This is a genomic window from Microbacterium schleiferi (genome assembly GCF_038150145.1).
Lineage (GTDB): Bacteria > Actinomycetota > Actinomycetes > Actinomycetales > Microbacteriaceae > Microbacterium > Microbacterium schleiferi_B.
Genome location: NZ_JBBWSA010000007.1, coordinates 32510 through 55986, shown reverse-complemented (window position 1 = coordinate 55986; position 23477 = coordinate 32510). Strand labels below are relative to the sequence as shown.

Genomic DNA, 23477 nt, shown 5'->3' with positions numbered 1-23477 from the left:
TGGCGAGAATCACTGGGTCGTCTGGCGTCTGCCGGTCGACAACACACGAAAGGGATCGGAATGCGCGAAGTCTTCCACCAGTCGCTCGAAGATGTGCAGAACCGTCTCGTTGAGATCTCCGGGATGGTCACAACCGCGATCGAGAAGGCGACAACGGCGTTCAAGACCAGCGATGTCGCCCTTGCCGAAGAAGTGATCGCGGCCGACGCCGAGATCGACGACAAGGCCCACGAGCTTGACGAGATCGCCATCGAGATCATGGCCCGCCAGCAGCCGGTCGCCCGCGACCTGCGGATCGTCGTGATGGCCCTGCGGGTGAGCGCCTCGCTCGAGCGCATGGGCGACATCGCCGAGCACATCGCTCAGCTGACGCGGCTGCGTTTCCCCGAGCGCGCCATCCCCTCGGGTCTGAAGTCGACGTTCCAGAAGATGGGCGAACTCGACGTCGAAGCTGCCCGCAAGCTCACTCAGCTCCTCGACACCGAGGACCTCGCGATCGCCGACCAGATCCGTGACATCGACAACCAGGTCGACGATCTGCACGTGAGCGTCTTCGAGAAGGTCCTCAGCGACAGCTGGTCGGGCGAGCCCGCACAGACGGTGGATGCCACCCTCGCGAGCCGCTATCACGAACGTTTCGTCGACCACGCTGTCTCGGTCGCCAAGAAGGTGCAGTACCTGGCTGAAGGTGGCGAGTTCTACGCCGGCGACGGGGCCAGCTCGGGAGAGTAACTCTTCCTCTCGCACTCACGAGAAGAGCGGATGCCTCACGCGAGGCATCCGCTCTTCTCGTCTCTACCGACAGGCTGTTACTTCTTTCCCTGGGCAGCGACTGCAGCTGCACCGGCAGCGGCAGCCTCCGGGTCGAGGTACTCGCCGGGACCGAGGGGGACGAGGTTCTCGTTGAGGCGGTAGACCAGCGGGATGCCGGTCGGGATGTTGAGCTCGGCGATGTCGGCGTCGCTGATGCCGTCGAGGTGCTTGACGAGGCCACGCAGCGAGTTGCCGTGCGCGGTCACGAGGACGGTCTTGCCGGCACGCAGGTCGGCGGCGATGTCGCTCTCCCAGTAGGGCATCATGCGGTCGATGACGAGCTTGAGGGATTCCGTGCGCGGCACGTCGCCATCGATCCCGGCGTACCGAGGATCGTGGACCTGGCTGAACTCGCTGTCATCATCCAGCGGCGGCGGCGGCACATCGAACGAGCGGCGCCACAACATGAACTGCTCGGGCCCGAACTCTTCGAGGGTCTGCGCCTTGTCCTTGCCCTGCAGCGCGCCGTAGTGCCGCTCGTTGAGGCGCCAGGTGCGCTTCACGGGAATCCACAGGCGGTCTGCGGCATCCAGCGCGATGTTGGCGGTCTGGATCGCGCGGCTCAGGAGCGACGTGTGCAAAACGTCGGGAAGGATGCCCTGCGCGGCCATCAACTCGCCGCCCCGGCGGGCCTCGGCCTGCCCCTGTTCAGTGAGCCGCACATCGACCCATCCAGTGAAGAGATTCAGCTCGTTCCACTCGCTCTGGCCGTGTCGGAGAAGGATCAACGTGTATGGCTCGGTCATGGCCCTCATGATATCGGGGGGAGGTGTCGCGGCGGTTGCGAGGTAGGCCGTGAAAGCTCCCCCCGCCGCACACCGGGAACGCTCGGAGCGCTGGCATCATGGGGGCGTGCCCTCTCCTCGTTCAGCGCCCACCGGGCGCCCGACGCGGGGGACGACGGGCACGAATCGGTTGCGCCGCGTCGATCGGTGGATTGCGCGGCATCCGGTGCTCCGTGTCGCATCCGACCCGCTGGTCGTCGATCTCGGGTACGGCGCGACCGGCACCACGACGCTGGAGCTGGCGGCACGCCTGTCGCCGGTCAGGCCCGACATCGATGTCCTGGGGCTGGAGATCGACCCGGCGCGCGTCGAGCGGGCACGCGAGCAGCTGCGGGCGGTCCGCGCCGGTCTCACGAGTTTTGACCCTGACACCCGGGTTTCGTTCGCACGAGGGGGTTTCGAGATTCCGGCGCCCCGACGTCCGACCGTCATCCGCGCGCTGAACGTCCTGCGTCAGTACGACGAGTCGGAGGTCGCGGCGGCCTGGTCGCACATGGCCAGTCGCCTGGCGCCCGACGGACTGCTCGTCGAAGGCACCTGTGATGAGATCGGGCGCGTCATGACCTGGGTCGTTATCGGACCGGATGCCGCGCCGCGCTCCCTCACGGTATCGCTGCGCCTGGCAGGGCTCGACTCCCCGGCGGTCGCCGCCGAGCGCCTCCCGAAGGCCCTCATCCACCGCAACGTCCCCGGTGAGCGGATCCACACCTTCCTCGCCGATCTGACGCGCGAGTGGGAGCGGGCCGCGCCGCTGTCGACGTTCTCGCCCGTCCAGCGGTGGCGCGCAAGCCTGCAGGCAATGCTCGACGCGGGCTGGCCGCTCACCGGACGTCATCGGTGGCGGCTCGGCGAAGTCACCGTCCCGTGGACCTCGGTTACGCCGCGCTGAGCGGGCGACTCAGATGCGGGGGACGGCGTGCGCGGCATCCTCGCCCGACATGCCGGCCGCGGTGAGCAGATCCACGGCAAGCGGTCGAAGCGCCGCAATGAGGTTCTGATCACCGAGCGTCGAGTCGGGAAGGACCGCGGCAGGATCCAGCCGCACCGCGACAGCGCGGAGTGCCTCACGGGCGACCGGCTCCAGTGAAATGTCACGCATCGACTGCGCGATGAGGTCTGCGCCGCGGCCGAGGTCAGCCAACAGATCGGCAGCGACGGCGCGGGGCTGCCGGTCATCGACGAGGTACACCGTGCGCCGAGCGATCACCCGAAGGTTGCGGCAGGCAAAGTCCATCGCCTGCCAGATGCGCTGGTGGCGCGCGATCTCGTGCCGCTGCGAGCGCAGGAACGGCGAGATGCGAGCGATCCCCATGCCCGATTCGAGCGTGAGCCGCCAGTCGTCGATGTCGGCCTGCAGGGCCCGGGCCTTCTCGAGGCCTCGCTGCGCGCGAACGCGGTCGCCCCGGCGGAGGGCCCGGATGATGGTCTCGGTGGCGCTCTGGAAGCGGGTGAACAGCACCTCGCCGGAGGCGACCTCCGTGCGCTGCGGGCTGCGCGGGATGAGCGCCGTCACGAGCAGCGCCGCGATTCCGCCGACGACACCGTCGATCAACCGCAGCATCGGCGAACTGGTCGGGATGATCATGACGATGAGCGACTGAAGCGCCGCCGCTATCGCAAACCCCGGCTGGGGCGAGAGGAAGCGCGCGACGGCGAGGGTTGCCGCAAGCGCGAGGCCCAGCTGCCACCATCCGCTACCGGCGACCAGGAGCAGCAGCTCGGCCACGAGGATGCCGATGATCATGCCGATCACGGTCTCGAGCACGCGACGCGGCCGAGCATCACGCACAAGCCCGAGGCTCGAGACGGTCACCGTCGCGGCCAGCAGTGGCGCGGGGTGTCCGAGCACGTATGCGGCGAAGGCATACGCGCCCGTTGCCGCGACCACGATCTGGACGATGGCGATGGATGACGAACGCAACCGCATCCATCCCGGCCGCGGGCTGAACCTACTCCACCAGCGCAGACGCACCGGGAGAGTCAACGGCGCCGTCTCGTCGGGCGCCGCCTGCCGCGGCAAGCCCGGGTCTTGCCCCGCGCTCACGACCCGGACGGCGCTGCGGCGCTCGCGCGCCGAGAGAGCCGAGGTAGCCGGGGCACGGATGCTGCAGCACCGGCCTCGGGCGGGACGATCGTCTCGAGCCGGGCGGAGACAGCTCCCTCCGCCGTCTCGACAGTGGCGTCGCCGTCGGGAGTTGTACGCCTCACGAGAGCCAGTCCGATGGGTCCGTCATCCATGTGGAGGGCGACCGAGGTGAGGACACCCACCTCGCCACCTGCGACGCGAACCTCGGACCCCGGCGGCGGCAAGATGCTGTCGGCACCGTCGAGGTGCACCGCCACGAGGCGCCGAGGAGGGTGACCGAGGTTGTGGACCTTGGCGACCGTTTCTTGGCCGCGATAGCACCCCTTGCTCAGGTGCACGGATGTTCGCAGCCAGTCCAGTTCGTGGGGCAGCGATCGCTCGTCGACCTCACGCGCCCAGCTCGGCCGCCACGCGGCAATGCGCAGGGCTTCGACGGCGAGTACGCCGGCCAGCGCCACCTCGCCCGCTGCCGCAGCTTCGGCGATCCGGTCGCGCTCGGAAGCCTCGACGACGATCTCGGTCCACGCCCACGCCTGCCCCGGATGCTCACCGACCGCGTACCCGTACCCGCCGGCTGTGACACCCGGCCAGGGGTCACGCCAGATAAGCGGAACGCCCGCGGGCGAGAACGCTGTGAGCCCGGCGGTGTCGGGTGAGACCGCACCGACAACGGCTACCTCGTCGACGAGCCGTATCTCGACCCGCATCCGGAACCGCATCTTCGTCAGCCACGCCACGAGCGATTCGGCATCCGCGGTGTCGACCAGGAGCCAGGCAGTCTCGCCGTCGTCCACGATTCCGGCGGCGTGCTCGATGTGGCCGTTCGGATCCAGAATGAGCAGCTCGCTGCTTTCCCCCGGCGCGAGCCCGGCAACAGCCTGCGAGGTGATCGAGTCGAGCCACGAGAGCCGGTCAGGTCCGGCAACACTGACCACTGAGCGGTTCTCGAGCGGAGCGACAGCCTCGCCCTTCACGAGTCGGCGCTGCTCGACGAGGGGGTTACCGACGTGCACCAGGATGCCGTCCTCGACCACAGCTCCGGGTACCCGCTGGAATGCGGATGCCATCAGTCGACCTTCGCGAGCCGCGCCGAGGCGTGGGAAGCGAGCGCGCCCCCGAGCGCCGCGATATCCCACGCCCAGAGCAGGTGAGCGTCGACCAGTCCGTACATGCGGGTCGCCGCGGAGTACGACTTCGCCGATGCGGTGCGGATGACGGCATCGGTGGCGATGTCGATGCGGGGACCGCGGATCTGCCCGAGATAGAGCTCGCACACGCCATCGGAGTGCACGAGCGAGACCTCGATCTCGAACCCTCCCTCGGGGGTTCGGAGGGCCTCGACATCGTCGACTGTCAGCGGCGAGCTGGCGGCGGCAGCCGGCAGCAGGCCGGGCCCGGGCATGGCGTCGGTCGCGGGAATCGCCAACCGCCAGTATCCGGTCTCACTGACCAGGGCTGTGCGTGGCCCGGCAGGATCGTCGGCGTCCAGCAGCCACGCCTGAGCCGAGTAGTTGAGATGGTCGCCGCCGTCGTGGCTGAAACTCACCCGGTGATGGAACTCACCGGTGAAGTGCGTGCCGTCGGTGTCGTAGTCGATGACACCGGTCCCCTCCCATACGCCCACCAGCCACGACAGTGGCGCAAGCTCGGCGGGGAGGTCGGTGGGAAGATCGATCACGGCGCGTCAGCGCTGGCCGCGGTACAGATTCTTCACGACGACACCCGAGACGAACACGATCGCGAGCGACGCGAGCGCAAGAAGGCCCACGAAGAAGAGTTCGAGCGCTACCAGGTCCATAAACCCACTCTATCCCGGATTCGCCGCACCCGACGGGACTGCGCTCCTGACCTGTCAGACACCCGACATGCATTGAGACACCGCGCGCGACGGAGTGTCTCACGCAGACTCGGGTGCCTCGGTCTGAGCCCCGGCTATCGGGGGACTATCGAGGCGAGCCCGAACCCGAGGCTGATCACGCCGAGCACGATCGCCGCACCCAGGGTGCTCAGCGCGACGCGCTCGACGAAGGCCTGAGACCGACCGTAAGCCAGCTGCACCCCAAAGGCCAGCACGACACACAATCCGAGAGCCACGCCGAGCCAGGCGATCCGCCACTCGGCAGGCACAAAGAAGCCGATGATCGTGCCGGCGACCGCAGCGGCCACCCAGACAGTGACGATCCCGCCGAAGGCACGGCGTGGAGCAAGCGGTGGCAGGTCCATCGCCCCATTGTCTCCTATGCGCGGAGGACACCCTAAACTGAGGGGCGCGGTGCGCCTCCGGCACCGGGAGGATGTCAGCGTGGCACAGCTATTGGTTCTGAGTTCCGCCCCAGGCGGAGGAGCAGCCCTGCCCGCGCTCGAGTTGCTGAGTCACCGCACGCGCCAGATACCCGCCGAACCCGCCCAGCTGGTGAATGCGCCCAGCGCCGACATCGTCTTCGTGGATGCCCGCACCGATCTCGTGGGAGCGAAGTCGCTGTGCAAGATCCTCGGGACGACAGGACTGGATGTCCCACTCATCCTCATCGTGACCGAGGGTGGCCTCACCGCAGTTTCGCCGGATTGGGGCGTCGATGACGTCATCCTGGTCACGGCGGGCCCGGCCGAAGTCGATGCGCGGGTGCGCCTGGCGATTGGCCGGATGGCGAAAGAACAGGTCTCCACGCGTATTCAGACCTCGGGCATCACGATCGATGAGTCGTCATACTCGGCCAAGGTCCATGGACGCCCGCTCGACCTGACCTACAAGGAGTTCCAGCTTCTCCACTTCTTCGCCACCCACCCGTCGCGGGTCTTCACCCGCGAACAGCTGCTCAGCGAGGTCTGGGGCTACGACTACTTCGGGGGCACCCGAACCGTCGATGTGCACGTCAGACGCCTCCGGGCAAAGCTCGGCGACCTCGAGCAGCTCATCGGCACCGTGCGCAACGTCGGATACCGCTTCAACGTCTACGAGGATGACGCACCGCCGCCGCCGCGGGAGCGCACCGACGCCTGACGACAAAAACTGTTCACGCGCGAGTCACGTAGCGCTGACAGGATGGACCCATGATCGACCACGAGGTTCTCGACACCGGACTCGGCGACGAAGATGACGACGACTTCGACTCAGCGGCAGCCGCCGATGATCTCCTGCCCATTGACCGCTTCCTGGATCGTGAGCTGAGCTGGCTCGCGTTCAATCAGCGCGTCCTGGAGCTGGCAGAGGATCCGGGTCTGCCGCCGCTGGAGCGAGCGAACTTCCTCGCGATCTTCGCGAGCAACCTCGACGAGTTCTTCATGGTCCGCGTCGCGGGGCTCAAGCGTCGCATCGTGACCGGACTTGCGGTGCCGACGAACATCGGCACCTCCCCCGAAGGCGCCCTCGCCGACATCTCGGAAGAGGCGCACCGGCTGCAGTTGCGCCACGCTGACGCGTGGAGCCGCCTGGTCGCACCGGCTCTCGCGGAGGCCGGAGTCGAGTTCGTCTCGTTCGCGTCACTCGGCGACGACGAGCGTTCCCGCCTCTCCGAATACTTCCATGACCAGGTCTTTCCTGTTCTTATGCCGCTGGCGGTGGACCCAGCACACCCCTTCCCTTACATTTCAGGCCTCTCGCTGAACCTGGCGATCCGCATCCGCAACGCCCGGACGGGGCGTCAGGAGTTCGCGCGTCTGAAGGTGCCGCCGATGTTGCCCCGGTTCGTCGAGATCTCGCGCGAGGGTGACCGGGTGCGATACCTCGCACTCGAAGACCTCATTGCCAACCACCTCGGTGACCTCTTCCCGGGGATGGAGGTCCTCGACCACCACGCGTTCCGCCTCACCCGCAACGAAGACATGGTCATCGAAGAGGACGAGACCGAGAACCTCATCCAGGCCCTCGAAGCAGAACTCATGCGTCGCCGGTTCGGTCCCCCGATCCGTCTCGAGGTGACCGAGGACATGGACGAACTGACTCTGAAGCTCCTCATCAGCGAACTCGACATCACCGAGCAAGAGGTCTATCGGATTCCGGGGCCACTGGACCTGCGGGGGTTGTTCGGCCTGAGCCGCCTGAATCGGCCCGAACTCAAGTACAAGCCGCACCTACCAACCACCGCCATAGCGTTCCAGCCGGGCGACAACAACGAGCGCTCCGACATCTTCAGCGCCATCAGAAGCGGAGATGTGCTGGTCCACCACCCGTACGAATCGTTCGCGACCAGCGTCCAGGCCTTCCTCGATCAGGCAGCCAAGGATCCGCAGGTCCTCGCTATCAAGCAGACGCTCTATCGCACCTCGGGCGACAGCCCCATCATCCAGTCGCTCATCGACGCTGCCGAAGCAGGCAAGCAGGTTCTCGCCCTCGTCGAGGTGAAGGCCCGCTTCGATGAAGCCGCCAACATCGTGTGGGCACGCAAGCTCGAGAAGGCCGGCGTCCACGTCGTGTACGGCCTGGTCGGGCTCAAGACCCACTGCAAGCTGGCCCTGGTCATCCGCGAGGAGGAGGGCACGCTCCGCAGTTACTGCCACATCGGCACCGGCAACTACAACCCCAAGACCAGCCGGATCTACGAGGACTATGCGCTCTTCACGGCCGATGAGCAGGTCGGGCGAGACCTCACGCGCCTGTTCAACGAGCTCTCGGGCTATGCGATCGAGAAGAAGTTCAAGCGCCTGCTGGTCGCGCCGCTGCACCTGCGCAAAGGGCTGCTGCGCCTCATCGAGTCCGAGCGCCGCAATGCCGCCGAGGGCAAGCCCGCACGCATCCGGATCAAGGTCAACTCGATGGTCGACGAGCAGATCATCGACGCGCTCTACCGCGCGAGTCAGGCCGGCGTTCCCGTGGAGATCTGGGTGCGAGGCATCTGCTCGATCAAGCCGGGAGTGCCGGGACTGAGCGAGAACATCACGGTGCGCAGCATCCTCGGTCGGTACCTCGAGCACTCGCGGATCTTCGCGTTCCACAACGGCGGCGAGGAGCAGATCTACATCGGGAGCGCCGACATGATGCACCGAAACCTCGACCGCCGGGTCGAGGCGCTCGTGCGGGTGACCAACCCAGCCCACCTTGGCCAGCTGATGACGTTCTTCGATCTCGCGATGAGCGAAGCCACCAGCTCCTGGTGGCTCGACCAGACGGGCACGTGGGTTCGCCACCACCTCGACGAGCACGGCAACCAGCTTGCCGACCTGCAAGACCTGACGATGACCGATGTGCAGAACCGGCGACGGGCGCGAGCCACACGATGACCGACACTCTCACCGTTCCCGACCCCACCATGTCAGAGAACATCGTTTACGCAGCCGGCGGCGTTCTCTGGCGCCTGGTCGAGGGCAAGCTTCGCATCCTGCTGATCCACCGCACCCAGTACCGCGACGTGACCCTTCCCAAGGGCAAGGTCGATCCCGGCGAAACCCTCGCCGAAACCGCGGTCCGCGAGATCCACGAAGAGACCGGTATCCGCGTCTCGCTGGGGGTCCCCGTGGGTGTGTCGACGTACCACATGCCCTCCAAGCGCAACAAGGTTGTGCACTACTGGGCGGCTGAGGCCACGGATGCCGCGATCAAGGCCTCGTCGTTCGTCCCGAACAAAGAGATAGCCGCACTCGAATGGGTCTCGGCGAAGAAGGCCCGAGCGAAGCTCAGCTACCCGGTCGATGTCGAGATCCTGGACAAGTTCCTCGAGATTCGCGACAAGGATGTGCTCAGAACCTTCCCGATCATCGCGCTGCGTCACGCCAAGGCAGTACCGGCCGACGAATGGGACGGATCGGATGCCTCGCGTCCCCTGGCTCCGCGCGGGCGCAAGCAAGCAAACGCCCTCGTGGGTCCGCTCCTCGCGTTCGGTGCTCGCCGGATCGTATCGAGCCCCGCGGTTCGGTGCGCCAAGACCGTCACGCCGCTCTCGGCTGCGCTTGGTCGCCGCGTCGATTTCTCGCCGCTGATCAGCCAGGACGCGTGGGAGGAGGGCGCGACAGACGCCCGCACGGTGGTCGGAGCGCGCGTCCGATCCCGCAAGCCCGCGGTGCTCTGCAGCCACGGGCCCGTGCTTCCCGAAATCATCCAGGAACTCGCGATGGCAACCGGGTCGCTGATGGGTTCGCACCTGGGCAACGCGTCGGGGCTGTCACCGGGCGGATTCTCGGTCGTGCACCTGTCCACCGACAACCCGGGCTCAGGGATCGTGGCGATCGAGACGCACCAGCCCTCCGTGTGAGCGGACTGATCCGGCTCGGGTGGGCAATGGTCCCGGACCGTGGCCCCCGCCGCGAGGTCGCGTGGCAGCTCGTGCGAGAACTGATCGGTCAGCCCGGCATCCGGATCTCGAACCGATGCCCGCGGTGCGGCGCCGACCACGGTCCCCTTGAGGTCGAGGGTGCGGCGGTGACTGCGAGCGTGTCCTACGCCGCGGAATGGGCGGTGGTGGCGGTGGCGCCCGCTGCCGCCGGGACCGTGGGGGTGGATGCCGAACCCGAGGTCGACCCCCGGCGCGACCGTACGGGCCTGACCGGGGTTCTCGGCGCAGGACCCGCCACGACGCGCGACTGGGTGCGCGTAGAGGCCGCACTGAAGGCCGACCGGCGGGGGCTGCGCGTCGAACCGGGGCTCGTGCGCGTGACTGGAACCGACGGCACTGACGATGAGACCGGCGCGTCATGGCGCGCCCGAGTTCCCGGACGCGCGAATGCCATCGACGGCTGGGACCTCGACGGACCGCCGGGGATCCTCGTCAGTACTGCGCTGGCCAGCCTCGAACCTGCCGACCGCTAGCGCGCGGACTTCTTCTTCGCCGGGCGCTTGGGGGCATCCGGTCGCGGCGGCAACGGCGGCAGCGGGCCGGCATCCAGCCAGGCATCCAGGAGCACCTCGAGGTCGTGGCCGGCGTCATGGACGAAGCGACGGAAGTCGTCGGTCGTGACACACGCGTTCACGTACGCGCGGCACCAGCCGTGCAGGAGATCGAAGAACTGCTCGTCGCCGATCGTCAGGCGCACGGCGTGCAGGGTGAGCGCCCCGCGTTTGTAGACCCTGTCATCGAACATGAGGTCAGCGCCGGGATCGCTGATGACGAGGTTTTGCGCGAGATCCGCGAGTTTCGCATGAGCCCGGCGGGCAGCGGCATCGGCGGTATCCGCGCCGATCGCTTCGAACCAGAGCCACTCCGCATAACACGCGAATCCTTCGTTGAGCCAGATATCGCGCCACCGCGCCACCCCGACACTGTTGCCGAACCACTGGTGGGCGAGCTCATGAGCGACCAGTCGCTCCGAGTCCGGGTCGAGGTGGTTCACGCCGAAGACGGCGGTGCCCTGCGCCTCGAGCGGGATCTCGAGCGGATCTGCCGTTACCACGATCGTGCAGCTCTCCTGCGGATACGGTCCGAACCGCTCCTCGAAGGCGGCCATCATGCGCGGCAGCGGACCCAGAGCCCGCTTCACGTCGGCGCGCAGGGACGGCGGTGAGGCAACGACGATGCGCTCATCGAGCCGGTGCGACTCGAACTGTCCGACATAGACGGCGACGAGGTACGTCGCCGTCGGCACACCGATCGCGTATTCGGCGGTGACCTGACCGCCCGCACGGGTGCGTGACTGCAGCACGCCGGTGGCGACAGCCGTATACTCGGCATCCGTCGTGACCCGGATGCCGTACGTCGCGCGATTGTCGGGACGATCGTTGCACGGGAACCATGTGGGGGCGCCGATCGGCTGTGACGCGACGAGGGACCCCTCGGTGAGCTCCTCCCAGCCGATCGTCCCCCAGCGGGATCGACGGGGGGCTGGTGCGCCCGCATACTCGATCGTCAACGTCAGGGTCTCCCCCGGGTGCATCGTGCGAGGCAGCGTGACGCGGAGCTTCCGCGGGCCCTGGGTGTGCGGGGTCCGTCGCTGCCCCTCGATGCGCACCCGGCTGACCCGAAGGCCGACGAGATCGAGCGCGATCGAGGATGTCGCAGCCAGGATCCGGATGCGGAGGCTCGCGCGTCCCTCGAGCCTGTTGGTGCGGACGCGGTAGCTCAGATCGAGCGCATATGCGTCGACGTCGAACGAGAGGTCGCCACTGTGAGGCGTATAGGTGTCGTGAGCAGGGACTTCATCCCGATCGACGCCGTCTCGGCGACCGGTATCGCTCACGGGGCCGCCTGATACGCGCGGATCTTCACCGCACGCCACGGGCCGATGGGATTCCCACTCCACCGCGAGCCGACGGGGACACTCTCCCCCCGCATGACCAGCGAGGCAGGTCCAACGGTTGCGTGAGCACCGATCGAGGCCGCGGGCAGGATGACCGAGTGCGGCCCGAGCGTTGCACCGGGTTCGAGGGTGACGGCATCCATACTCATGATCCGATCATGAAACAGGTGAGTCTGCACAACGCATCCCCGATTGACGGTGGATCCGTCGCCGAGGTGCACGAGGTCGGGCTCGGGCAGCCAGTACGTCTCGCACCAGACTCCGCGGCCGACGCGGGCGCCGAGCGAGCGCAGCCACACGGCAAGTGCTGGGGTTCCGGATGCTGCGCGAGCGAACCAGGGAGCAGCGACCATCTCGGTGAAGGTGTCGACCACCTCGGTGCGCCAGACGAAACTCGACCACAACGGATGCTCGCCCGCACGGATCGGGCCGACGAGGATCCACTTGGCGGCAGTCGAGACTGCTGCTGCCACCGCACCGGCGGCAAGCATGACAATGCCCGAGAGGAGCACCGTCCACCACGGTCCGATGCTGTTCCACAGGGCTGCCAGGGCCATGAGCACGCCGAAACCGATGAGCCCGGTCACGAAGACGGGAACGACTCGCGAGAGCTCCCAGAGGCTCCGCGCGATCCGCAGAAGAACGGGCGGCTCGTAGGTGCGTGACTCATCGACGCTGGCAGCCACGCGTCGCAGGCGCACGGCCGGGGACCCGAGCCACGACGATCCCGCCTTCGCCTTCGCCGGCGCCGCGGAGAGCACAGCGATGAGGCCGTCCTTGGGCACCCGGTGCCCGGGTGCCACCATCCCGGAGTTTCCGACGAACGCGCGCTTGCCGATCCTGACGTGATCGACGCGCATCCACCCGCCGCCGAGCTCGTACGAGGCGACCATCGTGTCATCGGCAAGGAACGCGCCATCGTCGATCGTGGTCATCGACGGGATCAGCAGCACCGTGGATGCCTCGACGTTACGCCCGACCGATGCTCCCAGCATCCGCAGCCAGATGGGAGTGAACAAGCTCGAGTAGAGGGGGAACAGCACCGTGCGTGCCGAATCGAGAAGACGCTCGGTCGTCCACACCTGCCACCCCAGGCGGCTCCGCACCGGAAAAGTTCCCTCGCGAAGGCCGAGCGAGAGCAACCGCACCGCGATCACGACGGTGCCCGCGAAGACCGCACCGGCGATCAGGATGCCGGGCACGAGCCACGCGAGGCCGACGAGTGCCGCCGCCGCGAGTGTCTGCGCCTCCTGCATCGCGAGCACCATGATGCCGGCACCGGCGGCGAACGCGACGATCGGCAGCAGCGCCAACGCGAGTGAGGAAGCGATATAGGCCCAGAGCCACCGGTGCGGAGCCGGCGCATGTTCCGCGGGCCAATCAGCGGGAGGCTCCCCGACGCGCACCGCGGGAGAGCCCGCCCACGCCTGATCGGGCTTGACCCGTCCGAACACCGCCGAGCCGGGCGCAACGCGCGCGCGCTGACCGATCTTGGTGCCGGGGGCGAGCGTGCTGCGGGCGCCGATGACGGCATCCGCATCGATCCGGATGCCGCCCACACGCACGGTGTCACCGTCGACCCACGTGCCGCTGAGATCGACCTCGGGCTCGATAGCCACGTTGTCGCCGACCTGCAGCATCCCGGTGACCGGCGGGAGGGTGTGCATGTGGACGTCTCGGCCGATCGAGGCGCCCAGCGCCCGGGCGTAGTACGTGACCCACGGCGCTCCCACGTACCCGACACCGTCGACCTGGTCGGCGATCTGCTCGGCAAGCCACAACCGCAGGTGAACGCTGCCGCCACGCGGATAGTCGCCGGGTTCCAGCCCTGCGAGCAGGGTTCGCGCCGCGATCACCGCGATCGCCATGCGACCGAACGGCGTCGCGAAGACGAGCAGGCCGATCACGAGCACCCACCACGGCACGGTCGGAAGGAACGCGAAGCCACCGCCGAGCTGCAAGAGCATGCTCGCGGTGAGGAGATACAGCAGCCAACGGATGCCGGACAGGATGAACAGCGGCGCCCCGAGCAGGGTCTGGACGATCCGTGTGCCTGCCGGGGTTGGTGTCGCGCGGTGATACTCGGCGGCAGACGCGTCAGCGGCAGCATCCGTCTGCGGAAGCAAGGAAGCCATCGCTCCGAGACGCGGCATGTCGTAGATGTCGGCGACCGTGAACTCGGGAAGCCGCGTGCGCACGCGCGAGGCCAGTTGTGCCGCCGCGAGCGACCCGCCGCCGAGGTCGAAGAAGTCTGACGCGCGGCCTTCGGCGGGAACGCCGAGCACCGCCTGCCACTGTTCGGCCAGCCACGCCTCGTTCTGGGACAACCCCGTGGCCGGTTGCTCGGCTCCCGCAACCGGCCACGGGAGCGCCGCACGATCGACCTTCCCCGAGGTGCGCGCCGGAAGGTCGGGGAGCAACGCGAACAGGGGCATGATGCCGGCGGGCAGGCGGTCTGCCAGCGACGCTCGCGCTGCGGCGCGATCAAACTCCTCGGGCTCGTCGACGACGATGTATCCGACCAGGACGGGATTGCCTGCCTCCGAGGTGCGGACGGCAGCGGTCGCCGCCGTCACGCCGGGAAGATCCTGGAGGGCGGCCTCAACCTCACCGAGTTCGATGCGCCGCCCGCCGATCTTCACCTGATCGTCGGCGCGTCCGAGAAAGACGAGACCCTCGGGTTCGTATCGGACGAGATCGCCCGAGCGATACGCGCGATCCCACCCCAGCGTCGGCATGGGAGCGTACTTCTCGGCATCCTTCGCGGGATCGAGGTACCGAGCAAGCCCGACGCCGCCGATGATGAGCTCGCCGCTCTCCCCCTCCGCGACCCGGTTGCCCTCGGCATCCACCACCGCAAGTGACCAGCCCTCGAGCGGAAGCCCGATACGGACCGCAGCGTCGGGCACGAGCGGCGCGGCGCACGAGACGACGGTGGCCTCGGTAGGGCCGTACGTGTTCCAGACCTCGCGGCCCTCGGCGGCCAGGCGCGTGCCGAGTTCCAGCGGCACGGCTTCGCCACCGAAGATCAGCAGCCTGACATTGTCGATCGTCGAACTCGGCCACATCGCGGCGAGTGTCGGCACCGTCGAGATGACCGTGATGCCCTGGCGCGCGAGCCAGTTCGCAAGGTCGACGCCCGAGCGCACGAGCGCACGCGGCGCTGGAACGAGGCACGCGCCGTGCGCCCACGCGAGCCACATTTCCTCGCAGGAGGCATCGAAGGCCACAGACAGCCCCGCCAGCACCCGGTCTGAGGTGCCGAGCGGCTCATCCTGCAGAAAGAGGCGGCTCTCGGCATCCACGAACGCCGCAGCACACCGGTGCGTGACCGCCACGCCCTTGGGAACCCCGGTCGAGCCCGAGGTGAAGATGATCCACGCGTCGTCATCCGGTGCGGGCTGGGCGAGGATGTCGAGCGCTCGCGTATGCCCCGCGGGAGCCTCGCCGGCGAACAGGTCCTCGTCATCGTCGGTGGGGTCATCGACGGTCGGGATCTCGGATGTGACGTCAGACGGGGCGATGCCTGCCCCGCCTGCATCTTCGGGGGACTGAGCGCTCGGAGAGTAAAGGCCACGACCCGTTATGACACCCCGAACCCCCGCTTCACCGAAGACGAGTGCAGCGCGTTCCTCGGTGTCATCGGCGTCGACCGGAACGTACGCGGCTCCGGCTGCCATGACGCCCAGGATCGCGATGTAGAGCTCCTTGGTTCCCGACGTCATGCGAATGCCGACCCGATCACCGTGCCGGACCCCCGCGGCCGAGAGGCGCGAAGCGGTGAGCGCGACGCGCGCGGCCAGCTCGCGGTAGCTGACGGCGGGGCCAGCGCCGTCATCGATCGCTGAAGCCTCGGGATGGCGACGCACCGTCTCTTGCAGGATGTCGATGAGCGTCCGCGGCGGGGCGGCATGAGCGGCCCTATCGAGGATGGCCGCCTGGTCGAAAGTCACGTTCCGACGGTACCGGCGCGCGTCGTACAAGGTGGGGGGAACACTGCAGACAGCCCGAGGCCGTTTACCTGCTGTTCACCTCTACCAACCGATCCCTTAAGAGTCCCTGTCTACCGTCACGTGGGTGCCCTGCACCGGGCCGCCACAGATACCCCGACACAGTGAAGGATTCACAGTGAAGATCAACCGCTTCGCCCAGCTGGGCGCTGTCGCCGCCGTCGCCACCCTCGCGCTGGCTGGCTGCGCCTCCAACGAGTCGAACGGCGGCTCCACCACCGAGCCCACCGAGTCGACCCTCTCGGGCACCATCGGCGCGACCGGCGCTTCGTCACAGACCGCCGCGCAGGAGGCCTGGGTCGCGAACTTCCAGACCGCCAACCCTGACGTGACCGTCAACTACGAGCCCACCGGTTCGGGCACGGGCCGCGAGAACTTCATCGCCGGCGCGAGCAACTTCATCGGCTCGGACCGCGCCTTCAAGATCGACGAGATCGCCGAGAGCACCTTCGCCGCCTGCGCCGACGGCGGCTCGGCCGGCATCGTCGAGATCCCGGTTTACATCTCGCCCATCGCCGTTGCGTTCAACCTCGACGGTGTCGAGTCGCTGAACATGACCGCCGACGTCATCGCGGGCATCTTCGCTGGCACGATCACCAACTGGAACGACGCGGCTATCGCGAGCCTGAACGACGGCGTCGAGCTTCCTGACCTCGCGATCTCGCCCGTGCACCGCTCCGACGACTCCGGTACGACCGAGACCTTCACCTCCTACCTGTCGGCTGCGGCGCCCTCGGTCTGGACCTACGAGCCCGACGGCGAGTGGCCGATCACCGGTGGCGAGGCTGCGCAGGGTACCTCGGGTGTCATCGACGCGACCAAGAACGGCAACGGCACCATCACCTACGCCGACGCTTCGCAGGTGGGCACCCTCGGCACCGTGTCGGTCGGCGTCGGCGGCGAGTTCGTCCCCTACTCGGCTGAGGCCGCGGCGATGATCGTCGACTCTTCGCCTGAGCAGGAAGGCCGTACCGAGGGCGACATCGTCTTCGACATCGACTACGCGACCGAAGAGGCCGGGGTCTACCCGATCGCTCTCGTGAGCTACGAGATCGGCTGCGTCGAGTACGAGGACCCCAACGTCGCTGAGCTCGTGGCCGCGTACTTCACCTACATCGCCAGCCCCGAGGGCCAGGATGCTGCCGCCGAGAACGCCGGCTCGGCTCCGATCTCGGACTCGCTGCGCGAGCAGGTCAACGCCGCGATCGCCCTGATCGGCTGATCAACTCCCTCTCGGCCGCCCCGTTCGGTACATTCACGATGTACTGAACGGGGCGGGCTGAGCGAAAGAGCCGGTTTCACCGGAGCTTTCGCTGAGCCTGACCCGGACTCGACACGAAGGACACACGGATGGCGACGACCACGGACGCGGGACCCGAAGCCCCGGCGAAAATCCACGCCAAGAGGCGGCCCGGGGACATCGTCTTCTCGGGGACCGCACTCGGGGCGGGGATCATCATCCTGGCTGTTCTCGCTGCTGTCACGATCTTCTTGGTCATCGAGAGCATCCCGGCGTTTGCGACTCCCGCCGACGAGAATCCGCTCCTGAAGGGCAAAACCTTCCTCGAGTACACGTGGCCGCTCGTGTTCGGCACGATCTGGTCTTCGATCCTCGCGCTCGTCATGGCAGCGCCGCTCGCGATCGGCATCGCCCTGTTCATCTCGCACTACGCCCCGCGTCGCGCAGCAGCCGTCCTCGGATACATCATCGACCTCCTCGCTGCAGTCCCCTCGGTCGTGTTCGGCCTGTGGGGCGGCCTGGTTCTCGCGGGGTTCGTGCAGCCCTTCTACGTGTGGCTGAACACCTACCTCGGGTGGATTCCGCTGTTCAGCGGCCAGGTGTCAGCCACCGGTCGCACGATCCTCACCGCCGCCCTGGTGCTGGCCATCATGGTGCTGCCGATCATGACCGCGATCTGTCGCGAAGTGTTCCTCCAGACACCGGTGCTGCACGAAGAGGCAGCGCTGGCACTCGGCGCCACCCGCTGGGAAATGATCAAGATGGCAGTGCTGCCTTTCGCTCGCGGCGGCATGGTGTCGGCGGCGATGCTCGCACTCGGTCGAGCGCTCGGCGAGACGATGGCCGTCACGATGGTGCTCTCGGTATCGGGAGTCGTGACCTTCGAACTGCTGACTGCCACCAACCCAACGACGATCCCGGCGAATATCGCCCTCCAGTTCCCCGAGGCGTATGGCACAGGCGTGAGCCTGCTGATCGCTACCGGCCTCGTCCTGTTCGTCGTCACCTTCGCCGTCAACGCGATCGCTCGCTGGATCGTCAACCGCCGCGCTGAGTTCTCGGGAGCCAACTGATGTCCACCGCAACCGCCACGGCGACGCGTCCGAGCGCCAACAGCTTCTCGAACGGGCGGCTTCCGAAGGGGACGAGCTGGCTCCTACTCGCGGGCTCCCTCATCGTCATGGGCCTGGTGTTCTTCCTCCTGAACATCGACCAGCCCGTCGCGAACTACAACATCGTGGCCGCCGCCTTCCTCGGCGCGGTGCTCTACGCCATCCTGATCTTCGTCGTCGCCTCGATCGTTGAAGGACGCCGCAACGCGACCGACCGCTTCATCACCGCGGTGGTCTCGGCGGCATTCGTCGTCGCGCTCCTTCCGCTGATCTCGCTGCTGTTCACGGTTCTGGTCAACGGGCTCGCCCGATTCGACATCGAGTTCTTCTCGTCGTCGATGCGCAACGTGATCGGCGACGGCGGTGGTGCGCTGCACGCGATCGTTGGGACACTGCTGATCACACTGACGGCGACGATCATCTCGGTTCCGATCGGCCTCATGACCTCGATCTACCTCGTCGAGTACGGCAACAGCGGCAAGCTCGCCCGCGCAATCACGTTCTTCGTCGACGTCATGACCGGCATCCCCTCGATCGTCGCTGGTCTGTTCGCTTACGCCGTGTTCGTGATCTTCTTTGGCGCCGGATACTCCTCGGGCTTCGAGGGCGCCATCGCGCTGAGCGTTCTCATGATCCCGGTCGTGGTCCGCTCCTCCGAAGAGATGCTGCGCCTGGTTCCCAACGAACTGCGCGAAGCATCCTTCGCGCTGGGCGTTCCGAAGTGGCTCACGATCGTGAAGGTCGTGCTCCCGACATCCATCGCCGGTATCACGACCGGTGTCATGCTGGCGATCGCCCGCGTCATCGGTGAGACTGCTCCCCTGCTGCTGACCGCCGGCTACACGCAGAGCATGAACTGGAACATCTGGGATGGGAACATGATGACCCTCCCGGTGTTCGTCTACAACCAGTACGCCAACCAGGGAACCAACCCCGACGCCGCGATCTCGCGTGCGTGGGCGGGGGCCCTGACCCTGATCCTCATCGTCATGGTGCTCAACCTCGCCGCCCGCTTTGTCGCGAAGTTCTTCGCGCCCAAGACCGGTCGCTGAACCCGAAGGAATATCCGTGTCCAAGCGCATCGATGTCAACGACCTCAACGTCTACTACGGCAACTTCCTCGCCGTCGAGGGCGTCTCGCTCACCATCGAGCCCCGCTCGGTGACCGCCTTCATCGGCCCCTCCGGTTGCGGCAAGTCGACCTTCCTTCGCACCCTGAACCGGATGCACGAAGTCATCCCGGGCGCGCGCGTCGAGGGTGAGGTGCTGATCGACGGTGACAACCTCTACGGCGCCGGAGTCGACCCCGTGCTCGTTCGTCGCCAGGTCGGTATGGTCTTCCAGCGCCCAAACCCGTTCCCCACCATGTCGATCCGCGAGAACGTGCTTGCTGGCGTGAAGCTGAACAACCAGCGGATGTCCAAGAGCGATCAGGATGCTCTCGTCGAGAAGTCCCTGCAGGGCGCGAACCTCTGGAACGAGGTGAAGGACCGTCTGGACCGCCCCGGATCGGGTCTGTCGGGTGGTCAGCAGCAGCGTCTGTGCATCGCTCGCGCCATCGCGGTCGAACCCGACGTTCTGCTCATGGACGAGCCCTGCTCGGCCCTCGATCCGATCTCCACCCTCGCGATCGAGGACCTCATCGAGGAACTCAAGAGCGAGTACACGATCGTCATCGTGACCCACAACATGCAGCAGGCCTCGCGTGTGTCCGACAAGACCGCGTTCTTCAACATCGCCGGCACCGGCAAGCCGGGCAAGCTCATCGAGTACGACGAGACCACCACGATCTTCACCCGCCCCAAGGTCAAGGACACCGAAGACTACGTCTCGGGCCGCTTCGGGTGAGCATCCGTTTCGGACGGGGGCGTGGCCGTTCGGCCCCGCCCCCTCCTTCGTTTTGGCCGCGCCCGCACCTCGGTCGCACCGGCGCCGCGCCCGCACCTGCGCTTCGTCGCAACGGCGCCTCGGTCGCAACGGCGAACCCTTGCGCCGACACGCCGACCCACGGCATCCGTCACCGGCGTGTCGCGCACACCCTGCGCCGTTACGACACGGCGTCTCGGGACCGGTGCGTGACCGACGGCTCGGAAGCGCTCCTCCCCATGGGGTCGGGGAGCAGTGATTCACACACTTGTGGTTCCCGGATGACTCGAGGACACGTGATCCGCACAGCATGACAGGGTGTGTGATGCGCCCCTCGCCGTGATGACCGTGGCGGAACTGCGTGCTCGCGGCTTCGGGTATCCCTGGGTGCGTGCCGCGCTGCACGGGGGCGCGATCACACGTGTGCGCCGGGGAGTGTACGCACGCCCCGGGGCTTGCCGCGACCTCCTGCTCGCGACCGCTCACGGTGGCACCTTGGCCTGTGTCTCTGCAGCGCGGCATCTCGGCCTCTGGGTGCTCGACGATGCAACCGAAGTCCATGTCTGGCTCCCCTCCCGACACTGCTACGACCACGACGGATGCGCGTGTATCGAGCACTGGGATGACGGCCGAAGCGGCGTCGGAACGGCGGCACCGCCTCTGCGTCAGATCCTGCGACAGATTCTGCGCTGCCGCGGAGTCGAGGAGTTTTTCATCGTGCTCGAATCCGCACTGCGACAGCAGCGGGCCGACGCGGCTGACCTGCGCTGGCTTCGGCGTCATACGAACGCTGCTGCGCGAGAGGCCATTGACCTGGCCCGTACGGATGCCGACAGTGGCCTCGAGTCTCTCCTCCGCTGGCGCTTACGCCACCTCGGCTTGAGCGTGCGAACGCAGGTATCCGTTTTCGGCGTCGGCATCGTGGATGCCGCTATCGGCGACCACCTGCTGATCGAAGTGGACGGCCGTGACAACCACGAGGGCATCCACATGCGCCACAAGGATCTTGTCAGGGATGCGAACGCCGCGATCTGGGGCTACACGACGCTCCGCTTCGATTACTCCCTCGTCGTACACGACTGGGACCTCGTCGAGGCCGCGATCCTTGGCGCGCTCGGCAGCCGGCTGTCGTAACGGCGCATCGATCTGCCGACACGCCGGGACGCGGCATCCGTCGCCGCGTGTCGGGCAAACCATGCGCCGCTGGAACCGGCGCCGCTGCAATAGCGAGTGCGCGAATGCGCCGCGGTCGACTCCGGGCCCCGCGTCGTAACGGCGCATCGATCTGCCGACACGCCGGGACGCGGCATCCGTCGCCGGCGTGCCGGGCAAACCATGCGCCGTTGCGACGATGAGGAGCGGGCCCGAGGGACGGGACGGATGACCGTCAGTCGCGCGGGCTGAGGAGGTAGGCGTTCAGTTCTGCCGTGAAGGCGGCATCGGCCGGAATCGATGCGCCGTCGAGTGCGGTGATGGGGGCCGCGAGCCGAACGCTCGACACGAGCCATGCCGCGTCGACACTCGACAGCGTCTCGGTCAGGATCTGCTCATATCCCGTTTCGTAGCCCCGCTCCTCGAGGTAGGCGAACATGCTCAGTTGCGTCGTGCCGTGCAGGATGCCGCCGGTCGGCGCCGGAGTGATGAACCGGTCCCCACGGCGCAGCACCAGGGATGCCGTGGGAGCCTCAAGCACGAAGTGGTCGGTGGTGACGAAGATCGCGTCATCCGCCCCCCGACGATGAGCCTCACGAAGGGCGGCCATGTTGACGGCGTACGAGAGCGTCTTTGCACCGAGCAGCAGCCAGGGCGCCCGTGCCGGGACCGTGGAGTCATAGCCTCGATCGAGGGTGACGACACGGATGCCGCGCGTGCGCGCAGTCGTGAAGTCAGCCGCCGGCGCGAGCGTGACCCACGCCGTGGGCGTCGGGCCGTGCTCGATGCCGCGGCTGAGGATGAGTTTGATGACCGACTCCCCCGCCGGAGCGTGCGCGGCGACCGCAGCGATAGCCGCCCGCCACTGCGCCAGGTTCGGCGCCGGAAGGTCACAGATGCGCGCGGAGTGTGCGAGCCGGTCGAGGTGGGCGCCTACTTCCTGGGGGTGACCGTCGACGACGCCGATCGACTCGAAGATCCCATCGCCGCGTTGCGTGCTCAGCTCGCCGACGCTCAAAGCGGGCGCCGTGGGATCCACCGACGCGAACGTGTCGGCGAAGTCGGTGCGGTCGGCATCCGCCTCAACGGGCTGGATCATGAGGGCGAAAGTCGTTGCCATGCGATGAGCCTACGCGGCGGGAATACCCGTCCCGGTGAGCCCGCTAGACTGTCATAGCCGGGCCGCAGTAACCCCGGGCTCCATCTTCTGCCGCTACGAGCGGCCATGCGCCGAGAGGCGTTCTGCGGCCCGGCACTTCTGTGCCGGGGCACAGGGCGCCTCTCGTCCCGCAGGGGCCCACCAGCACGGTGGCGTTCTGCGGCTCGGCACTTCTGTGCCGGGGCACAGGGCGCCTCTCGTCCCGCAGGGGCCCACCAACACGGTGGCGTTCTGCGGCCCGGCACTTCTGTACCGGGGCACAGGGCGCCTCTCGTCCCGCAGGGGCCCACCAGCACGGTGGCGTTCTGCGGCCCGGCACTTCTGTACCGGGGCACAGGGCGCCTCTCGTCCCGCAGGGGCCCACCAGCACGGTGGCGTTCTGCGGCCCGGCACTTTCGTGTCCGGGATGCCGGACGTGGCCCGATCAGGTGAGGGATTCGCGGCGCCAGAGGGCCGCGCAGGCGCTCAGATCGGATGCGTAATCGCTCAGGCGCAGTGCGCGCGTGGTGAAGGCTGCGCTGCGATCGGACTCGGTCGCGTCGTAGTCGTCGGCCAGGTAGGTCGCGCCGGCAGCCTGCACACGGCAGAACGCGGCGGCGCGATCGAGAGCTACCGCGAAGTCACCGCGGAAGAGCCCGCGCAGGATCGTGTCGACGAGCGTGACGAGCTCGTCGGGGCTTGCCGGCACGGGAGCCCCGGCGATCAGGGCATCCGCCGTGTCGAGGGCGGCGCGGCCGCGCTCGTAGGTGAGAGCCGCCGTGCTCGGGTCGTCATGGATCATCAGCTGCACGAGGTAGAGCCGCCACAGCGCCCCGGGCAGAGTCTTGGCCGGTGAGCGCGACCACAGCTCTGCGATGTCATCGATCCCGTGCTCGGCAGTGAAGGCGATGAGGCGCTCGACAACTGCATCGTCGGGCTCGGCACGGACGCGCGAGAGTAGCGCCTGTGCCGTGGAGTGCGCGACGCGAGAGACCTCTGCGGGGTCCTCGGCAGCGAACAGCCGGTCGAACAGCTCGGCAGGTCTGCGAACGGGCTTGTGATAGGGCCGGGGGTCGTCACTCACCCGCTCCAGGGTAGTCGCGATGGGCGTC

General features: G+C 67.5%; 20 protein-coding genes. 11 read left to right on the top strand and 9 right to left on the bottom strand.

What is annotated here, in order from left to right; genetic code table 11:
- Positions 1 to 60: 60 nt before the first annotated feature.
- Complete coding sequence (gene phoU, locus AADH62_RS09405; protein WP_341579272.1) at positions 61 to 732, top strand: phosphate signaling complex protein PhoU; 672 nt, start codon at positions 61 to 63, stop codon at positions 730 to 732.
- Between the two features lie 77 nt (positions 733 to 809).
- Here phoU and AADH62_RS09400 read toward each other — a convergent pair whose 3' ends face one another.
- The gene (locus AADH62_RS09400; RefSeq protein WP_341579271.1) at positions 810 to 1559 is read right to left on the bottom strand and encodes a phosphoglyceromutase; all 750 of its coding nucleotides are present in this window, start codon (positions 1557 to 1559) and stop codon (positions 810 to 812) included.
- 106 nt (positions 1560 to 1665) lie between these two features.
- On the opposite strand from AADH62_RS09400, the gene AADH62_RS09395 reads away from it, so the two are divergent.
- A complete protein-coding gene (locus AADH62_RS09395; RefSeq protein ID WP_341579270.1) occupies positions 1666 to 2487 on the top strand; it encodes a class I SAM-dependent methyltransferase in 822 nt (273 codons plus the stop codon).
- 9 nt (positions 2488 to 2496) lie between these two features.
- Here AADH62_RS09395 and AADH62_RS09390 read toward each other — a convergent pair whose 3' ends face one another.
- From AADH62_RS09390 to AADH62_RS09375, 4 genes are all read right to left on the bottom strand, one after another.
- Complete coding sequence (locus AADH62_RS09390) at positions 2497 to 3642, bottom strand: FUSC family protein (protein WP_341579269.1); 1146 nt, start codon at positions 3640 to 3642, stop codon at positions 2497 to 2499.
- The gene (locus AADH62_RS09385) at positions 3639 to 4751 is read right to left on the bottom strand and encodes a folate-binding protein (RefSeq protein ID WP_341579268.1); all 1113 of its coding nucleotides are present in this window, start codon (positions 4749 to 4751) and stop codon (positions 3639 to 3641) included. The genes AADH62_RS09390 and AADH62_RS09385 overlap by 4 nt, the downstream gene beginning before the upstream one ends.
- The gene (locus AADH62_RS09380) at positions 4751 to 5362 is read right to left on the bottom strand and encodes an FABP family protein (RefSeq protein WP_341579267.1); all 612 of its coding nucleotides are present in this window, start codon (positions 5360 to 5362) and stop codon (positions 4751 to 4753) included. The genes AADH62_RS09385 and AADH62_RS09380 overlap by 1 nt, the downstream gene beginning before the upstream one ends.
- A 254-nt stretch (positions 5363 to 5616) precedes the next feature.
- Complete coding sequence (locus AADH62_RS09375; protein ID WP_341579266.1) at positions 5617 to 5907, bottom strand: hypothetical protein; 291 nt, start codon at positions 5905 to 5907, stop codon at positions 5617 to 5619.
- Between the two features lie 79 nt (positions 5908 to 5986).
- Here AADH62_RS09375 and AADH62_RS09370 point away from each other — a divergent pair, with 79 nt between their 5' ends.
- From AADH62_RS09370 to AADH62_RS09355, 4 genes are read left to right on the top strand one after another with little or no spacing between them, the layout of a single operon-like run.
- Positions 5987 to 6685 (top strand): response regulator transcription factor, encoded by a 699-nt coding sequence (locus tag AADH62_RS09370; protein WP_341579265.1) that lies wholly within the window; start codon positions 5987 to 5989, stop codon positions 6683 to 6685.
- Positions 6686 to 6735: 50 nt separating this feature from the next.
- Complete coding sequence (locus tag AADH62_RS09365) at positions 6736 to 8901, top strand: RNA degradosome polyphosphate kinase (protein ID WP_341579263.1); 2166 nt, start codon at positions 6736 to 6738, stop codon at positions 8899 to 8901.
- 29 nt (positions 8902 to 8930) lie between these two features.
- Entirely contained in the window at positions 8931 to 9869 is a 939-nt protein-coding gene (locus AADH62_RS09360; RefSeq protein WP_341579406.1) for an NUDIX hydrolase, read from the top strand.
- Positions 9870 to 9895: 26 nt separating this feature from the next.
- Positions 9896 to 10423, top strand: a complete 528-nt coding sequence (locus tag AADH62_RS09355; protein WP_341579261.1) for a chemotaxis protein CheY — start codon at positions 9896 to 9898, stop codon at positions 10421 to 10423.
- Here AADH62_RS09355 and AADH62_RS09350 read toward each other — a convergent pair.
- Positions 10420 to 11787 carry a M1 family metallopeptidase gene (locus tag AADH62_RS09350; RefSeq protein WP_341579259.1) on the bottom strand — a complete coding sequence of 456 codons (1368 nt, stop codon included), beginning with the start codon at positions 11785 to 11787 and terminating at the stop codon, positions 10420 to 10422. The two genes, AADH62_RS09355 and AADH62_RS09350, sit on opposite strands and share 4 nt — an antisense overlap.
- A complete protein-coding gene (locus AADH62_RS09345) occupies positions 11784 to 15800 on the bottom strand; it encodes a Pls/PosA family non-ribosomal peptide synthetase (protein WP_341579257.1) in 4017 nt (1338 codons plus the stop codon). Before AADH62_RS09345 ends, AADH62_RS09350 begins: the two co-directional genes overlap by 4 nt.
- Before the next feature lie 175 nt (positions 15801 to 15975).
- On the opposite strand from AADH62_RS09345, the gene AADH62_RS09340 reads away from it, so the two are divergent.
- The 5 genes from AADH62_RS09340 (at position 15976) to AADH62_RS09320 (ending at position 21209) form a co-directional block, all read left to right on the top strand.
- A complete protein-coding gene (locus AADH62_RS09340; protein WP_341579255.1) occupies positions 15976 to 17079 on the top strand; it encodes a phosphate ABC transporter substrate-binding protein PstS in 1104 nt (367 codons plus the stop codon).
- A gap of 128 nt (positions 17080 to 17207) precedes the next feature.
- On the top strand, positions 17208 to 18170 hold the full coding sequence (gene pstC, locus AADH62_RS09335; protein WP_341579253.1) for a phosphate ABC transporter permease subunit PstC: 963 nt from the start codon (positions 17208 to 17210) through the stop codon (positions 18168 to 18170).
- Positions 18170 to 19261 (top strand): phosphate ABC transporter permease PstA, encoded by a 1092-nt coding sequence (pstA, locus tag AADH62_RS09330; RefSeq protein WP_341579251.1) that lies wholly within the window; start codon positions 18170 to 18172, stop codon positions 19259 to 19261. The genes pstC and pstA overlap by 1 nt, the downstream gene beginning before the upstream one ends.
- Before the next feature lie 16 nt (positions 19262 to 19277).
- On the top strand, positions 19278 to 20057 hold the full coding sequence (pstB, locus tag AADH62_RS09325) for a phosphate ABC transporter ATP-binding protein PstB (protein ID WP_341579249.1): 780 nt from the start codon (positions 19278 to 19280) through the stop codon (positions 20055 to 20057).
- A gap of 336 nt (positions 20058 to 20393) precedes the next feature.
- A complete protein-coding gene (locus AADH62_RS09320) occupies positions 20394 to 21209 on the top strand; it encodes a DUF559 domain-containing protein (protein WP_341579247.1) in 816 nt (271 codons plus the stop codon).
- 253 nt (positions 21210 to 21462) lie between these two features.
- Here the strand turns inward: AADH62_RS09320 and AADH62_RS09315 are convergent, their stop codons facing one another.
- Together AADH62_RS09315 and AADH62_RS09310 are read right to left on the bottom strand one after the other, a co-directional pair.
- Positions 21463 to 22347 carry an aminodeoxychorismate lyase gene (locus AADH62_RS09315; protein WP_341579245.1) on the bottom strand — a complete coding sequence of 295 codons (885 nt, stop codon included), beginning with the start codon at positions 22345 to 22347 and terminating at the stop codon, positions 21463 to 21465.
- Between the two features lie 463 nt (positions 22348 to 22810).
- Positions 22811 to 23449 carry a DNA-directed RNA polymerase subunit beta gene (locus AADH62_RS09310; protein ID WP_341579244.1) on the bottom strand — a complete coding sequence of 213 codons (639 nt, stop codon included), beginning with the start codon at positions 23447 to 23449 and terminating at the stop codon, positions 22811 to 22813.
- Positions 23450 to 23477 lie beyond the last annotated feature (28 nt).

Excerpts from the sequence above, each read along its gene's own strand:
- AADH62_RS09315 (WP_341579245.1), bottom strand. The coding sequence starts at position 22,347 with ATGGCAACGACTTTCGCCCTCATGATCCAGCCCGTTGAGGCGGATGCC.
- AADH62_RS09375 (WP_341579266.1), bottom strand. The coding sequence starts at position 5,907 with ATGGACCTGCCACCGCTTGCTCCACGCCGTGCCTTCGGCGGGATCGTC.
- pstC (WP_341579253.1), top strand. The coding sequence starts at position 17,208 with ATGGCGACGACCACGGACGCGGGACCCGAAGCCCCGGCGAAAATCCAC.
- AADH62_RS09355 (WP_341579261.1), top strand. The coding sequence starts at position 9,896 with ATGGTCCCGGACCGTGGCCCCCGCCGCGAGGTCGCGTGGCAGCTCGTG.
- phoU (WP_341579272.1), top strand. The coding sequence starts at position 61 with ATGCGCGAAGTCTTCCACCAGTCGCTCGAAGATGTGCAGAACCGTCTC.
- AADH62_RS09400 (WP_341579271.1), bottom strand. The coding sequence starts at position 1,559 with ATGACCGAGCCATACACGTTGATCCTTCTCCGACACGGCCAGAGCGAG.
- AADH62_RS09385 (WP_341579268.1), bottom strand. The coding sequence starts at position 4,751 with ATGGCATCCGCATTCCAGCGGGTACCCGGAGCTGTGGTCGAGGACGGC.
- pstA (WP_341579251.1), top strand. The coding sequence starts at position 18,170 with ATGTCCACCGCAACCGCCACGGCGACGCGTCCGAGCGCCAACAGCTTC.
- AADH62_RS09360 (WP_341579406.1), top strand. The coding sequence starts at position 8,931 with ATGTCAGAGAACATCGTTTACGCAGCCGGCGGCGTTCTCTGGCGCCTG.
- AADH62_RS09365 (WP_341579263.1), top strand. The coding sequence starts at position 6,736 with ATGATCGACCACGAGGTTCTCGACACCGGACTCGGCGACGAAGATGAC.